This is a genomic window from Paraburkholderia sp. WS6 (assembly GCF_030464835.1).
Taxonomy (GTDB): Bacteria; Pseudomonadota; Gammaproteobacteria; order Burkholderiales; family Burkholderiaceae; genus Paraburkholderia; species Paraburkholderia madseniana.
On sequence record NZ_JALQCK010000024.1, the window covers coordinates 24,294 to 38,424 of the forward strand.

The window sequence follows — 14,131 nt, forward strand, 5'->3', positions numbered from 1 at the left end:
ACCACGCCCCGAACCACACCCTAACCCGCGGCTAAAGCCCTCCATGGACCCACTGAAGCGCATCCTGATCGTTGAAGACGACGTCGACATCGCCAACGTGCTGAGCCTTCATCTGCGCGACGAGCGCTACGAAGTCGTGCACAGCGCCGACGGCAGCGAAGGGCTGCGCCTGCTGGAGCAAGGCGGCTGGGACGCGCTGATCCTCGACCTGATGCTGCCCGGCGTCGACGGCCTGGAAATCTGCCGGCGCGCCCGCGCGATGACGCGCTATACGCCGATCATCATCACCAGCGCGCGGTCGAGCGAAGTGCACAGGATCCTCGGCCTCGAACTCGGCGCCGACGACTACCTGGCCAAGCCGTTCTCGGTGCTCGAACTGGTCGCGCGCGTCAAAGCCTTGCTGCGGCGCGTCGAAGCCATGGCGAAAGACTCGCGCATTGACGCGGGCAGTCTGCAACTCGCCGGGCTCACGATCGATCCGCTGACGCGCGAGGCGACTGTGGACGGCAAGCCGATTGAACTGACGCCGCGTGAATTCGACCTGCTGTATTACTTCGCACAACATCCCGGCAAAGTGTTCTCGCGGATGGACCTGCTCAATGCCGTGTGGGGCTATCAGCACGAGGGCTACGAACACACCGTCAACACCCACATCAACCGCCTGCGCGCCAAGATCGAGACCGACCCCGCCCAGCCCGAGCGCATCCTGACCGTCTGGGGGCGCGGCTACAAGCTGGCTATGCCCGGCAATCCAGGCGACGGGCCCACGCCTGCCGGCGCACCTCAGGACGCGCCGTGAATCTGACACTGACCCAGCGGCTCTCGCTCGTCTTCTCCGCGCTGCTGCTGGCGTGCTGCGGCGCGTCGGCGTGGCTGCAGATCCGCTCGAGCGACCTGCACGAAAAAGAAGTCGTGCAGCGCCTGTCGAAAGATCTCGCCAACCATATCGCGCACCGCACCACGCTGATGGACGCGAACGGTTTGCGGCCCGACGCGGTGCGCCAACTGTTCGGCCAGTTGATGATGGTGAATCCGAGCGTCGAGGTGTACCTGCTCGACAACCAGGGGCGCATCGAAGGTGACGACGCCCCCGCGGGCCACGTCAAACGCGCTCAGGTGGATCTCGCACCGATCCGGCAATTCATCGCCGGGGAGGCGTTGCCGATCCTCGGCGACGACCCGCGCAGCGTCGACGGGAAGAAAGTGTTTAGCGCCGCGCCGCTGCAATTGAACGGGCAGCCGCCGTCCGGCTATATCTATGTGGTCCTGCTCGGCGAGGAACACGACGCGCTCGCCGCACGCGTGGCCGCCAGCTCGGTGCTGCGGACCACCCTCTGGTCGATGGCGCTGGTCGCGCTGCTGGGATTGCTTGCAGGTTTGACGGCATTCGGCCTGATCACGCGGCCGCTACGCCGCCTCACCGACGCCATGCGCCGTTTCGATGCCGACGGCGAGCCGGACACCCAGCCGGCAGTGCCACGCTCGTCGCCTGCCGGACGGCGCGACGAAATCGGCGTACTCGAAGCAACGTTCGCGCAGATGGCCAACCGCATCGGCGAGCAGTGGCGTGCGCTGACGCGCCAGGATCAGCAGCGGCGCGAGCTGATCGCCAATATTTCGCACGACCTGCGCACGCCTTTGACCTCGCTGCATGGATACCTCGAGACGCTGTCGCTGAAGGCCGAGACGCTCGGCGAAACGGAGCGCAAACGCTATCTGGCGATTGCGCTTGCACAGAGCGTCAAGGTCGGGCGGCTCGCGCAGGCGCTATTCGAACTGGCCAGGCTCGAACACGGCAACGTGCAACCCGCGCTCGAACCATTCTCGCTGGTCGATCTGGTCCAGGACGTGTTCCAGAAATTCGAGTTGCCGGCCGAGGCACGGCACATCCAGTTGCGTGCCGATTTTCCGCCTCGCCTGCCGGCGGTCTACGCCGACCTGGGGATGATCGAGCGCGTGCTGACGAACCTGCTCGACAACGCGATTCGCCACACACCCTCCGGTGGGTCGATCGACGTCGATCTCGCGCACAAGGACGGCAAGGTGTCGGTCACGGTCAGCGACACCGGTCCCGGCATTCCGGCGGAGCAGCGCGAAGGACTGTTCGAGCGTCCGTTCAGTTCAGGTGGCGCGCATCGCGGCGGCGGACTCGGTCTGCTGATCGTGCAACGCATGCTGCAGTTGCATCACAGCCAGATACGCCTGCTCGAACGTGAGGGAACGGGCACGGTATTCTGTTTCGAACTGCCGACCACCGAAAAGCCGGCTGTCGCCGGCATCCCGCTCTGACCGATCGTACGGCGGCTTGCCGTATCGGGCGCGATCAGACCAGCAAGTCCTCATAGAACGACCCGAACGGCCGGGTCGGATGCGCGAGCTGGATTTCGAGAATCCACAGGCCGGCGTCCGGACACTCCGCGAAATCGCCCAGATTTCCTGCCTTGTAGATCGCATGCGGAAAGTCGCTGACACGGTGGCCCTTGATATCCAGATTCAGACGCCACCCAAGCGCCGCCGCACGCTCTGCTGCGAAGTCGTACAACGCTTTGCCGCCCGCACGTGTCGAGCGCCAGTGATGCTCGACTTCGTCGAACACGGTCTTCGCGGCATCGGCACAGGCCTTCATCTCCGCATCATGGCCGACCACGAAGGTCGCGCCCGCATCGCCTTCGTGCTGATCCCAAACCACGCCCAGGTCGACGAAGAAAATATCGTCGTCCTTGAGTCGCGGATCGCCATCCGATCGCTGCTTGAACGTCTTCAGCGTGTTCTCGCCGAAGCGCACCAGCACCGGATGCCAGATACGATCCATGCCCAACTCGTTCAATACGTTCTTGCATTCGGCCGTCGCCTCCGACTCGAGCATGCCGGGCTGAACCCGCTGCGCCAACTGCTCCACCACGTCCCACGTTCGGCGCTGAGCATATTTCATCGACTCGAGCACGTATTTGCTTCCGACCGCCTGTTTCGCCGCTGCTTCCATCCATATTCTCCGGTTACGTTCGCTCGAATATAACGATCGAACGCATCGGTGTCCACGTCCTGTTTCTGCCGATCGTGCGTCGCAGAGACGGCCATTCCGCGCGAAATGGCGTGCGTCCATCAGTTCAGGGCACGCGCAGTCGCTATATTCCATGTGATATAACGAGGCGGGCATGTGCAAACGGCACCTGCCGGTATTCGGGGAGCGCGATGTTCATCCGTCAACTTCATTATCTGGTCACGCTTGCGCAAGAACAGCATTTCGCCAAGGCAGCCGAGCTGAGCCATGTTTCGCAACCGGCACTGTCCTCGGCGATTCGAAGCCTCGAGGCGGAATTGGGCTTGGTCATTGTCCGGCGCGGCAGGCGTTTCATCGGCTTCACTGAGGAAGGCGAGCGGGTGCTCGGCTGGGCCCGTCAGACACTCGCCACACTCGAACATATGCGGCAGGACGCGTCGGCCGCCCAGGTGCGGTTGACCGGTACGATCCGCATCGGCGTCATTCCAACGACGATGCCTATCGTCGGTTTGTTGCTGGGGGCGTGCCGGGCAGATCATGCCGCGATCCGATACTCCGCGCGCTCGCTAAGTGCCGACACCATCCTGCGCCAGTTGGACGACTATGAACTGGATGTCGGGTTCACCTATCTGGACGATCGCGTTCAGGCCGGTTTTGCCGTGCTCCCGCTGTATCGCGAGCGTTACTTCCTGCTGTCCCCTCCTGACTCGCCTGCCGACCCGGGTCTGAACCGCTGGGACGCGCTCGGCGAACTGCCTTTCTGCCTGCTGGGCACCTCGATGCAGAACCGGCAGGTCATCAATGCGGCCTTTCGTCGGGCCGGTGTTCAGCCAACCGTCGTACTCGAAACAGATTCCTTGCTCGCGCTGTATTCGAACGTACAGCATGCCGGCTTATACAGCATCTTGCCGCACAGCCTTTTGAGCGTGCTCGACACCCGGACCAGCATTAGCGCAACGCCCTTGTTGCCCGAACTGACACGCGAGATTGGCCTGATCACGCGCAATTCTCCGTCGATGCCACCGCTGGCAGCAGCCATGTGGAGCGCAGTAGAACGACTCGACCTGCAGCAGTCGTTCGATGCATTGCTACAGAAGACGGATATCGCAGCCTTGCAATGAACCAGGTTTGATAAGCACAGGTTATCAGTCAATCCGTCCAAACGATTGGACCGGGTCCGCTTCCCTCACAGACACTGTGCCGGTCGATGTCACGCATCGATCCACCCGGCCGATGCATGACGCCGGATCACTATTGCACTGAGTGGAGTGAGACAAGATGGCCAAGGTTCTTTGTGTACTGTATGACGACCCTGTCGGGGGCATGCCGAAAAAGTATGCGCGCGACGACATTCCGGCAATCACCCGCTATCACGATGGTCAGACAGCGCCGACGCCCGAGGCGATCGATTTCACGCCGGGCCAGTTGCTCGGCAGCGTCTCCGGCGAACTGGGGCTGCGTCGTTTTCTCGAATCGCAAGGACACACGCTGGTCGTCACGTCCGACAAGGACGGTCCGGACTCGGTGTTCGAACGTGAGCTGCACGATGCGGAGATCGTCATTTCGCAGCCGTTCTGGCCAGCCTATCTGACAGCGGAACGCATTGCCAAAGCACCCAAGCTCAAGCTCGCCTTAACCGCCGGCATCGGCTCCGATCACGTCGATTTGCAAGCGGCGATCGAACGCGGCATTACGGTCGCCGAGGTGACGTACTGCAACAGCATCAGCGTCGCGGAACACGTGGTGATGATGATCCTCTCCCAGGTCCGCAACTATCTGCCTTCGCACGAGTGGGTGAAGCAAGGCGGCTGGAATATCGCCGATTGCGTCGAACGGGCATACGACCTCGAAGGCATGCACGTCGGCACCGTTGCAGCCGGACGCATCGGCGCGGCGGTGCTGCGCAGGCTCAAGGCTTTCGACGTCAGGCTTCACTACACGGACCGGTATCGTCTGCCGGCGGATGTGGAGCGCGAACTGGGTGCGACCTGGCATCCGGATGTCGAATCGATGGTGAAGGTATGCGATGTCGTGACGATCAACTGTCCGTTGCATCCGGAAACCGAGCATCTGTTCGACGAAAAAATGATCGCGAAGATGAAGCGCGGCGCGTACATCATCAACACGGCGCGCGGCAAGATCTGCGACCGCGACGCAATTGTTCGCGCGCTCGAAAGCGGGCAACTGGCAGGCTATGCAGGGGATGTGTGGTTCCCTCAACCCGCGCCGCGCGATCATCCGTGGCGCACGATGCCGCATCAGGGAATGACGCCGCACACGTCGGGTACGACCTTGTCCGCACAGACACGATACGCGGCTGGCACACGCGAAATTCTTGAGTGCTGGTTCGAAAAGCGGCCGATTCGAGACGAATACCTGATTGTCGATGGCGGACAACTCGCGGGCGTAGGTGCCCATTCGTACTCGGCGGGCAATGCTACGACGGGTTCCGAAGAAGCCAGCCGCTTCAAGGCTGCCTGATCCTGTTGCCGCTTGCCGTCAGGCGTGGACCCACCGCGCGGACGGCACGCCGCCCACGCCGGAGTATCCATGCAACAAAGTGTTCCCGGGTCGGCGGCGGTCGGCTCCCGCTCCACGTTTCGTCATGTCGCCATGCCGGCCGTACTAGGATTTCTAGGCGGAACCCTTGCGATCGGCGTGCTCGGCACGATCGGCAAACTCACCGGCTTGCCGCTGTTGATCGCACCATTCGGTGCATCGAGCGTACTGCTGTTTGCGGCCCCTGATAGCGCCTTTGCCCAACCGAGAAACCTCGTGCTGGGACATCTGATCGCCTCGGCGGTCGGGCCGACGGTTTTCTGGATCGCAGGCGCTGGAATCTGGCAGGCTGCGTTGGCCGTCGGCGCCGCAATTGCCGCCATGCAACTGACGAGGACGGTGCATCCCCCCGCAGGCGCCGATCCGCTCGTGATCATGCTCGCGGGTGGGATGTCTCCAAGCTTTCTGATTTGGCCTATCCTGGCCGGTGTGCTGGTGTTGCAGGTGATCGCGCTGCTGTTCAACAACATTGTCCGCAAGCGTGCCTCGCGGTAGTTAGTTGCAGCGCAACGGCGGATTCCCCCTAACAACCCGCCTACAGGGACAGTCTTTTTTGTTCTACGCTATAGGAGCGACTCGCAGCGCGTCCCGACGTCTTTCCCGCATCCCGGCTATTGGAGAGCGTCTCTGAATCTGCTGCGCCCGCAGACGGTCCTCCGGCGCGATATGGTGCAATACGGTGCAACCGGCCGGAGGGTAGTCTCTAGTCAGACCAATTGCCACTCAACACCCAGGCAGCCCAGGGGACGTCACGCCGACCGCGGCACGGGCACCTCGGTGCACTCACCTATGGAGACTGATGATGTCGATTCGACTAGGAGAAAACGCTCCCGATTTCACTGCCGAAACCACCGAAGGGACGATCCGTTTTCACGAATGGATCGGAGACCATTGGGCGATCCTGTTTTCGCATCCGAAGGATTTCACCCCGGTTTGCACGACGGAACTCGGCTACCTGGCGGGTCTCAAGCCAGAATTCGATAAGCGCAACACGAAAATTATCGGGCTCAGCATCGATCCCGTCAGTGACCACAAGGAGTGGGTCAAGGATATCGCGGAGACGCAGGGCCACGCGGTCAACTACCCGCTGATCGGCGACCCGGACCTGACGGTCGCCAAGCTCTACGACATGATTCATCCCGAGGCGAGCGGCGCCGGCCCACGCACCGCGGTGGACAACGCGACCGTACGCTCGGTGTTTCTCATCGGGCCAGACAAGAAGGTCAAAGCCACGCTCGTCTATCCGATGAGTGCAGGCCGCAATTTCGACGAAGTGCTGCGGCTGCTCGATGCCCTGCAACTCAACGCGAAACATACGGTGGCGACGCCGGTGAACTGGAAACCGGGTGAAGACGTGATCATTCCAACGTCCGTTTCCAACGATGCCGCGATGCAAAAATATCCGCAGGGTTTCAAAACCGTGAAGCCTTACCTGCGATACGTTGAACAACCAAAGTAAAGCCCTAATTGATTGGAACGGCGGGTGCCGGATAGTATGAAGTCCGGCGGCCGATGCGAGTCCGGGTGCATCCACGTACCCGGCCCGCTGAACGGGGTGCGCCCAATTCGACTGCCTGCAGGACGGTTTGGCGACGTTCCATGGGCCGCGATCCTTAACCGCTCGCAAAAGCGGGCCGCGGAGTGAAATCGTGTTGATCTTCCGGCAGCTATTCGATCAGCAATCGTCGACCTACACGTATCTTCTTGCCGATAGTGCGACGCGAGAGGCCGTGCTGGTCGATCCGGTATTCGAACAGGTGCGCCGGGATACCGCCCTGATCGAAGAACTTGGATTGCATCTGCTTTACACAATCGATACCCACGTCCACGCCGATCACGTAACCGGTGCATGGATGCTGAATCGCCGCACAGGTAGCCGGATTGCGATCTCGGCTGCGAGCGGCGCCGAAGGCGCGGACCGCTATCTGAGCCACGGCGACAAGGTCGAGTTCGGCGCGAGGTACCTGGGCATACGCGCGACACCGGGCCATACCGATGGATGCATCACACTCGTACTCGACAACGAGACCATGGCGTTTACCGGCGACTGCCTGTTGATCAGAGGCACGGGCCGCACAGATTTCCAGCGCGGTGACGCGCACGCCATGTTTCGCGCGATCCACAACCACATCTTTACGCTACCCGCCGCGTGCCTGCTTTACCCGGCCCACGACTATCGCGGTTTGACGGTCACCAGTGTGGACGAAGAGCGGCGCTTCAATCCACGTCTTGGCGGTGAACTGTGTGAAGATGATTTCGCCGGATACATGACGAACCTGCGCCTGGCGCATCCGAAGCAGATCGATGTGGCCGTGCCCGCGAACCTGAAATGCGGCCTGGCCGCGAGCTACCCCGCGCAGATGGCGGAGCCCGATTGGGCGCCACTAACATGCAGCTTTGCAGGCATTTGGGAAATCAATGCCCAGTGGCTCGAGGAAAATCTGAATGCGGTCGAGATCGTCGACGTGCGCGAGCCCGACGAGTTCAACGGACCGTTGGGGCGCATCCCCGTTGCCACGCTCATTCCATTGGGTGAGCTCGCCGGGCGCGCCGCTGAACTCACGAAGGAACGCCCGATCGTGACTGTCTGCCGGGCCGGCGGACGGTCAGCACAAGCCACGATCATGCTGCGACAGGCCGGATTCGAGCAGGTTGCCAACCTTCCCGGCGGCATGCTCCGCTGGCGTGCGGAAGGCCGCGTCGTCGAAAACGACAGCATGTGACGGAATCGTCAATCGTCGGCTGATGGCTAACCATCGGCCACGCCGCGTCCGATTTGACGCTTCATGCGTGCTCCTGCTTCCATTGCCGATAACGCCGCGTCAGCCGGCGCGTGCGCAGTTGATCGATGATCAACGTCAAGACCGCGGAATACCGGGCAGGTGCCGTACGTCCCGTGCCGAGCGAACGCAGGCGCCGTTTGACGAGTGCCATGCGCGCGAGTGCCGCGAGCGCCCGGTCGCTCCACTCGACCGGCTGAATGTGCGCCCCAAGATCGGCGCCCGCTTGCCAGCGTGCGGGCAGATCGGGCATCACGGCGAGCGCCGTGGCCATGCCGACGACGGCGACGCCACTGTTCAGCACCTGCTCGGCCACCGCGCGGCGCCGGATGCCGCCGGTGGTCATGACAGGCATCGTGGCGACACTGGCCAGATCCTTGGCGAATTCGAGGAAATAGGCTTCGCGCGCGAGGGTGCGCCCGTCGGCAGTGTCGCCCTGCATCGCGGGGCTTTCGTAGCTGCCCCCGGATAGCTCGACCAGGTCTACCGACAGGTCATTCAGCCACAGCACGACTTGCCGGGCGTCCTCTTCCGAAAAGCCACCGCGCTGAAAGTCAGCGGAGTTCAGTTTGACGGCCACGCAAAAACCCGGTGAAACCCTTGCGCGTACCGCACGCGCCACGTCCAGCAACAGACGGGCACGGTTGGCAAGATCGCCGCCCCAACGGTCGGCGCGGCGATTGGTCAACGGCGAAAGGAACTGCGAGATCAAATAGCCATGTGCGGCGTGAATTTCCACGCCTGTGAACCCCGCCTGCTCGGCAGCGTGCGCCGTCGCGGCAAAGCGGCCGATGGTCTCGCTGATCTCGTCCTCGCTCATGGCGCTCGGCTGCGCGAACAGCTTGCTGTGTTTGCCGAGCGCCATCGGGACAGCCGAGGGCGCCCACGCCGTGCCGCCCATTGCCGCCAGCACTTGCCGGCCCGGATGATTGATCTGCATCCACACCTGGGCACCACGGCTGCGGGCCGCTTGTGACCACTGCGTGAAGGGTCCGAGAGGCGTCTTGGCCTCGAGCACGATTCCGCCTGGCCCGGTCAGCGCCCGGCCGTCGATCATCACGTTGCCCGTGACGATAAGACCTGCGCCACCTTCGGCCCACGAACGGTATAGCCGATGGATCGTCTCGCCGGGCAGTTGCCCCGCGTCGGCAAGATTCTCTTCCATCGCCGCTTTGGCTAGACGGTTGGGCAGCCAACTGCCGTTGGGCAACTGCACGGGTGTGAACAGCGATGTAGTCATGGCGAAAAGAGCATCCAAAATGAGCGATGCCGCTATACTAAGATTCAAGTCAACTTGAAGGTCAAGCGTTATGAGAATCGGCGAACTCGCGGAAAAAACCGGCCTCGCACCATCTGCCATCCGCTTTTACGAGCAGAGCGGCTTGCTGCCCGAGCCGGAGCGCAGCGCCAACGGTTATCGCGTCTACTCTGACCAGGCCATTGGGCGTCTGCGCATGGTGCAGTTGGCGCAGACTCTGGGCTTTCCGCTCGACAGATTGCGTGAGGCCTTCGCTGGTGACGAGGTTTACCCGAAAGAGGATTTGCTGCACAAACTCGATACGCGGCTCGACGAGATCGAGCAACTCATGACTGCCCTGCGTACGCAGCGCAAGACGCTACGCACGCTTCGCACCACGCTCAGCGAAGCGTGGGCTGCAGGAAATTGTGTCGACGGCGTGGAGTTGGCCAATCAGCTCCTGGCACAGCAGCAGGAACCGTCGCGCCGGTCAAAAACCCGACGCGAATAAAGAACACCGCGCGCAGCGCGATCGAAGCTTATTTGAACGGAGCCTTTTCCGGTTCGGCTGCGTACTTGTCCCGGATCGCGTTCACGCAGTGGGTGAAGCGCGTGCGGAAACCGACGGGATCGGTGCTCGGCGGTGTGAGTCCGTCCGAAGTCACGCTCCATCCGTCGGACGTACGGGTGACATCAAGATCGAAGGAAGGACCCGGCTCGTCCTCCAGAATCACCGTCTCGCGCACATCGCGGCCCCCGGCGCGGATGATCGCCATGCATCCCTGATGGAGCCGGCCCAGAGCATGCGTGTTGCCGCTGCCCGGCGCAGGGTTATCGGGCGCTGCGCCGTACATCCGCAACGACTCGAATTGGGGCGGCGTCCCGGTGGTAACGAATGCGGCGTCGGCCTCGGATATCCCGTCACTACAGCCGGTTACCAAGGTGGAAATCGCAGCCAACATGACGCCGGCGGAAGCGCGTCGGAGACTCGATATGGCGTAGCGTGGCATGGTTGGTCTTGGAATTTATAGTACGTAGCGTAAGCGTGATTTTAGGGCAAGTCGGCGTTCGCCGGACCATGCAATGCTTAAGGAAACCTTAGGCAATACAAACTATTACGTGATTTTCTCATCGTTGCACAAATCGTTAGTGCGTTATGGAATCGAAAGCGTCGATTCATCCAGGCGACTCAATTCCACTGCACATTCAGTCTCCGATTACCAAATGTTTCGTAGCAACCAAAAAGGACGAGAGATGACGACGATCAGGAGATGGAAGCGTACACAAAGCGCCATTGGCGTAAGCGTTGCGTTGCTTGCTGGACTGTACTCGCTGGGCGCTGCGGCGGACGATGAACACGATCACGAGCACGAGTCGGTGAAACATGTGCTGCTGATTAGCTTCGACGGTTTGCATGAGCAGGACGTCGCACGCTGTATCGGTTCGAATGCGTGTCCCAATCTTGCGTTGCTGGCCAAGTCGGGGACCACCTACACCAACGCGCACACGCCAGGTCTTTCGGATTCGTTCCCGGGCCTCGCAGCGCTCGTCACCGGTGGCTCGCCCAAATCCGCGGGTCTGTTCTACGACGTATCGTATGACCGCACGCTCTACGCACCGTCGGATAGCACTTGCACCGGCAAGCAAGGCTGGAATGTCGTATTCGACGAGACCACGGGCATCGATGGCGAGAACGGTGGCCCACTGACAAATCTCAACGGTGGTGGCGCGTTCAATCCTCAGGCCATCCCGAAGGCGTTGGTCAACGGCGTCTGCACGCCCGTCTACCCGCACAACTATGTGAAGACCAACACGATCTTCGAAGTGGTGAAAGGCAACGTGAAACACGCTCGCACCGCCTGGGCAGACAAACATGCGTGGGGCTACGACTGGCTCAATGGACCGTCCGGCGCAGGCGTCGACGATCTGTCGCGCACCGAGATCAATTCGATTGATCCGGTGACCCACACGAACTACACCGACCTCTACATGCACACGGAACAGTTCGACAATTTCCATGTGCAGTCGCTGATCAATCAAATTGACGGCATGGATTCGACGGGCAAATCCACCGCCGACGTGCCCACGTTGTTTGGAGCCAACTTCCAGACCTTGAGCGTCGCCCAGAAGGCAACGGTGGCGACGGGAGGCGGCTATCTGGATGCGAGCTTTACGCCGGGTCCGCAGGTAACCGGCGCGATTGCTTATCTGGACAACGCCTTGGGTCGCATCGTGTCCGAACTCAAGCAGCACAACCTTTATTCGTCGACGGCGATCATCGTCACTGCGAAGCATGGGCAGTCCCCGACCGATCATTCGAAGCTGGTCAAGAACGGCGACACGCTCTCGAAACTGCTTGAAGCAAACAACTATCTGGATCCGACCGGCAACTTCGGGCAGGCCAATACGACGAGCGGCAACCTGAATGACGGATCGGGACTGGTCAATACGGGTTTCGTCCAGACCGATGACGTCGGCCTGATCTGGTTGCGCGATCAAAGCCAACTGCCGGCGGTCGTGAAGACGTTGAAAGCCAACCTGAGCTGCAACGCACCCGGCATTTGTGCGGACGGCCCGCAGGCGTACATTCTGTACGGCTCGCAACTGGCCGACCGGTTTGGCGATCCGGCACGCGGACGCACGCCTGACATCATCGTCCAACCGAACCCGGGGGTCATCTATACCTCGAGTAAGGCGAAAGACGAAGAGCACGGCGGCAACGCTCCTGACGACAGCCATCTTGGTCTCGTGATCTACGTGCCTCACGCCCATCACGCTGGTCGGACCAACGACGAGCGTGTGTCGACCACGCAGGTCGCGCCGACGATCCTGCGGTTGCTCGACCTGAAACCTGAACTGCTGCACTCGGTCGCTATTGAAGGAACGCGTGCGCTGCCGGGCTTCGAGCGCGAGCACTTTTAAGCGAATGGATGCGCGTGCGCGGCTAGTGCCGCGCACGCGCCTGACCGACGCGACGCACTTCGCCTACAACGCTGTTTTTTCAATTGCTCGAGGTCGTTTCTGACGGCGTCGCTGGGGACGTAGACAGCACCTTGATCGACTCCCAACGCGGATGCAGGAGCCGCAACATAGCGAGAATCGCGCTCTTGGTATCCTCTGACACGGTTAGCAGGTCGCTTCCTGTCTGAACCGCTTTCTTGCCGTGTTGGCAATACTGATACTCCACGCGAACCGTTACTGACATGATTACGATTTCCTTCCTGTTAAGACTGATCTCTCACGAGTGATCGACGGTTGAACGCTTTCAGTCAGTCCCGGTTCGATTCGATTCGATTGACGAATCCGCAATCCAGCAAGATCTGACACAAGGCTTCGGGCGAGCAGGATGAACCCGCCACTTCGCTCATCCGTGCGAGAACATCAGAGAACGAAGCGAGAACGCGCCAACTGTCATAGTAAGCATGCAGTTGAGGCACGACCTCATTGCCCAGTTTTTCCCAGCGCACGGAAAGCATGCCGACCGTTCCGCCGCCTTCCACCCGGTAGAGACCGAAGGTAACGGCCGAGACAACGGCCATCACCCGGCAATAGGAAGCCGGGTTCACATAGAATTCACGCCGAAGACGCTCATCGTTGTTCATCGCCGTTCTCCCCCGAGTTTTTACGGTTGTAACCCGTATAACGGCGCGCAGATGTCGAAGCTTGAGTCTCGCAGGGCGTTATGGTCCGCAGCGACCCGGTTAAAGGCCGCGCTCCGATTCAGCGTGATCCCGCCAACGCCACGGCGTCAGCGCCGGCAGCAAGGCGAACCGGGCACGACGGGTCGTTCGCCGCACGCCACACCGCTTCCGCCACATCCAGCGCCCGGGTGACCGCAGTCGACTTCGCCCATTCCGCGAAAACACTTTGCGCGAGGCCGGCGTAGGCATCGGGGATAGCACCCTGCATCCGCGGCTGCGCGTTTTCACCGAAGCGCGTCTCCGGTGCCCGCCCCGGCAGTACCAGGCTCACTCGCACATTGAATGGCTGGAGTTCGAGCTGAAGAGACTCCGTGAACGCGTTCACCGCCGCCTTGCTCGCGGTGTAGATGGCAAGCAGGGAGAGCGGCCCCAACGTCGCGCTCGACGTGACGTTCACGATGACACCGGCCTTCCGTTGCCTGAACTGAGGCAGCACCGCCTGCGTCATCGCGATCGTACCGAAGGTGTTCGTCTCGAAGATCTCGCGGGCAGTTTCCATCGAAGTGCCTTCGAGGGCACCCAGCACGCCAATCCCTGCGTTGTTGACCAGGACATCGATCGGCCCGGCGGCCTCCACTGCATGACGCACGCTGTCCGGATCGGTGACGTCGAGCGCGAGCACGCGTAGACGCTCGGAGCGCGGCAGAACGTCCTCGCGCGGCGTGCGCATCGTGGCGATGACCTTCCAGTCACGATCGAGGAAGTACCGGGCAATTTCGAGGCCGAACCCGGACGAGCATCCGGTGATCAGGACGGTTTTCATGGGGAGACTCCTGAAGGTGGTTTGCGGTACAGGAACGATACGTCGCCGCAGCCGGACTTGCTACAATCAGGAGTCCACGTTTCGTTTGCA

Annotated in this window: 15 protein-coding genes; 9 read left to right on the top strand and 6 right to left on the bottom strand. The window is 61.6% G+C overall.

Translation table 11 applies throughout. The features are described 5' to 3' along the window. The first annotated feature begins 43 nt into the window (after positions 1-43). Positions 44-799 (top strand): response regulator transcription factor, encoded by a 756-nt coding sequence (locus M0D64_RS26005; protein ID WP_054033720.1) that lies wholly within the window; start codon positions 44-46, stop codon positions 797-799. After that, the gene (locus M0D64_RS26010; protein WP_266259791.1) at positions 796-2,289 is read left to right on the top strand and encodes a HAMP domain-containing sensor histidine kinase; all 1,494 of its coding nucleotides are present in this window, start codon (positions 796-798) and stop codon (positions 2,287-2,289) included. Before M0D64_RS26005 ends, M0D64_RS26010 begins: the two co-directional genes overlap by 4 nt. Before the next feature lie 34 nt (positions 2,290-2,323). Here M0D64_RS26010 and M0D64_RS26015 read toward each other — a convergent pair whose 3' ends face one another. After that, positions 2,324-2,983: a M24 family metallopeptidase gene (locus M0D64_RS26015; protein ID WP_266259792.1), complete on the bottom strand. Its 660-nt coding sequence runs from the start codon at positions 2,981-2,983 to the stop codon at positions 2,324-2,326. A 209-nt stretch (positions 2,984-3,192) separates the two neighbouring features. On the opposite strand from M0D64_RS26015, the gene M0D64_RS26020 reads away from it, so the two are divergent. The 5 genes from M0D64_RS26020 (at position 3,193) to M0D64_RS26040 (ending at position 8,283) form a co-directional block, all read left to right on the top strand. Continuing rightward, the gene (locus M0D64_RS26020; protein WP_266259793.1) at positions 3,193-4,122 is read left to right on the top strand and encodes a LysR family transcriptional regulator; all 930 of its coding nucleotides are present in this window, start codon (positions 3,193-3,195) and stop codon (positions 4,120-4,122) included. A 157-nt stretch (positions 4,123-4,279) separates the two neighbouring features. Beyond that, complete coding sequence (locus M0D64_RS26025) at positions 4,280-5,482, top strand: NAD-dependent formate dehydrogenase (RefSeq protein ID WP_266259794.1); 1,203 nt, start codon at positions 4,280-4,282, stop codon at positions 5,480-5,482. Positions 5,483-5,551: 69 nt separating this feature from the next. Continuing rightward, positions 5,552-6,055 (top strand): HPP family protein, encoded by a 504-nt coding sequence (locus tag M0D64_RS26030; protein ID WP_266259795.1) that lies wholly within the window; start codon positions 5,552-5,554, stop codon positions 6,053-6,055. Between the two features lie 307 nt (positions 6,056-6,362). Continuing rightward, positions 6,363-7,019, top strand: coding sequence for a peroxiredoxin (locus M0D64_RS26035; RefSeq protein ID WP_171928162.1), 657 nt, complete (start codon positions 6,363-6,365; stop codon positions 7,017-7,019). A 193-nt stretch (positions 7,020-7,212) separates the two neighbouring features. Then, positions 7,213-8,283: a rhodanese-like domain-containing protein gene (locus M0D64_RS26040; RefSeq protein ID WP_154561191.1), complete on the top strand. Its 1,071-nt coding sequence runs from the start codon at positions 7,213-7,215 to the stop codon at positions 8,281-8,283. Between the two features lie 61 nt (positions 8,284-8,344). Here M0D64_RS26040 and M0D64_RS26045 read toward each other — a convergent pair whose 3' ends face one another. Continuing rightward, entirely contained in the window at positions 8,345-9,580 is a 1,236-nt protein-coding gene (locus M0D64_RS26045; RefSeq protein ID WP_266259797.1) for an NADH:flavin oxidoreductase/NADH oxidase family protein, read from the bottom strand. 70 nt (positions 9,581-9,650) lie between these two features. Between M0D64_RS26045 and M0D64_RS26050 the strand changes: the two genes are divergently transcribed. Then, entirely contained in the window at positions 9,651-10,088 is a 438-nt protein-coding gene (locus M0D64_RS26050) for a MerR family transcriptional regulator (protein ID WP_154561100.1), read from the top strand. 28 nt (positions 10,089-10,116) lie between these two features. Here M0D64_RS26050 and M0D64_RS26055 read toward each other — a convergent pair whose 3' ends face one another. After that, complete coding sequence (locus tag M0D64_RS26055; protein WP_154561102.1) at positions 10,117-10,539, bottom strand: hypothetical protein; 423 nt, start codon at positions 10,537-10,539, stop codon at positions 10,117-10,119. 292 nt (positions 10,540-10,831) lie between these two features. On the opposite strand from M0D64_RS26055, the gene M0D64_RS26060 reads away from it, so the two are divergent. Beyond that, complete coding sequence (locus tag M0D64_RS26060; protein ID WP_266259799.1) at positions 10,832-12,499, top strand: alkaline phosphatase family protein; 1,668 nt, start codon at positions 10,832-10,834, stop codon at positions 12,497-12,499. 79 nt (positions 12,500-12,578) lie between these two features. Here M0D64_RS26060 and M0D64_RS26065 read toward each other — a convergent pair whose 3' ends face one another. The 3 genes from M0D64_RS26065 to M0D64_RS26075 all read right to left on the bottom strand — a co-directional run bounded on the left by M0D64_RS26065 (position 12,579) and on the right by M0D64_RS26075 (position 14,041). After that, positions 12,579-12,782 carry a hypothetical protein gene (locus M0D64_RS26065; protein ID WP_154561106.1) on the bottom strand — a complete coding sequence of 68 codons (204 nt, stop codon included), beginning with the start codon at positions 12,780-12,782 and terminating at the stop codon, positions 12,579-12,581. 64 nt (positions 12,783-12,846) lie between these two features. Continuing rightward, entirely contained in the window at positions 12,847-13,179 is a 333-nt protein-coding gene (locus M0D64_RS26070) for a hypothetical protein (protein ID WP_233464891.1), read from the bottom strand. A gap of 118 nt (positions 13,180-13,297) precedes the next feature. Next, positions 13,298-14,041: an SDR family oxidoreductase gene (locus M0D64_RS26075; RefSeq protein ID WP_266259801.1), complete on the bottom strand. Its 744-nt coding sequence runs from the start codon at positions 14,039-14,041 to the stop codon at positions 13,298-13,300. Positions 14,042-14,131 lie beyond the last annotated feature (90 nt).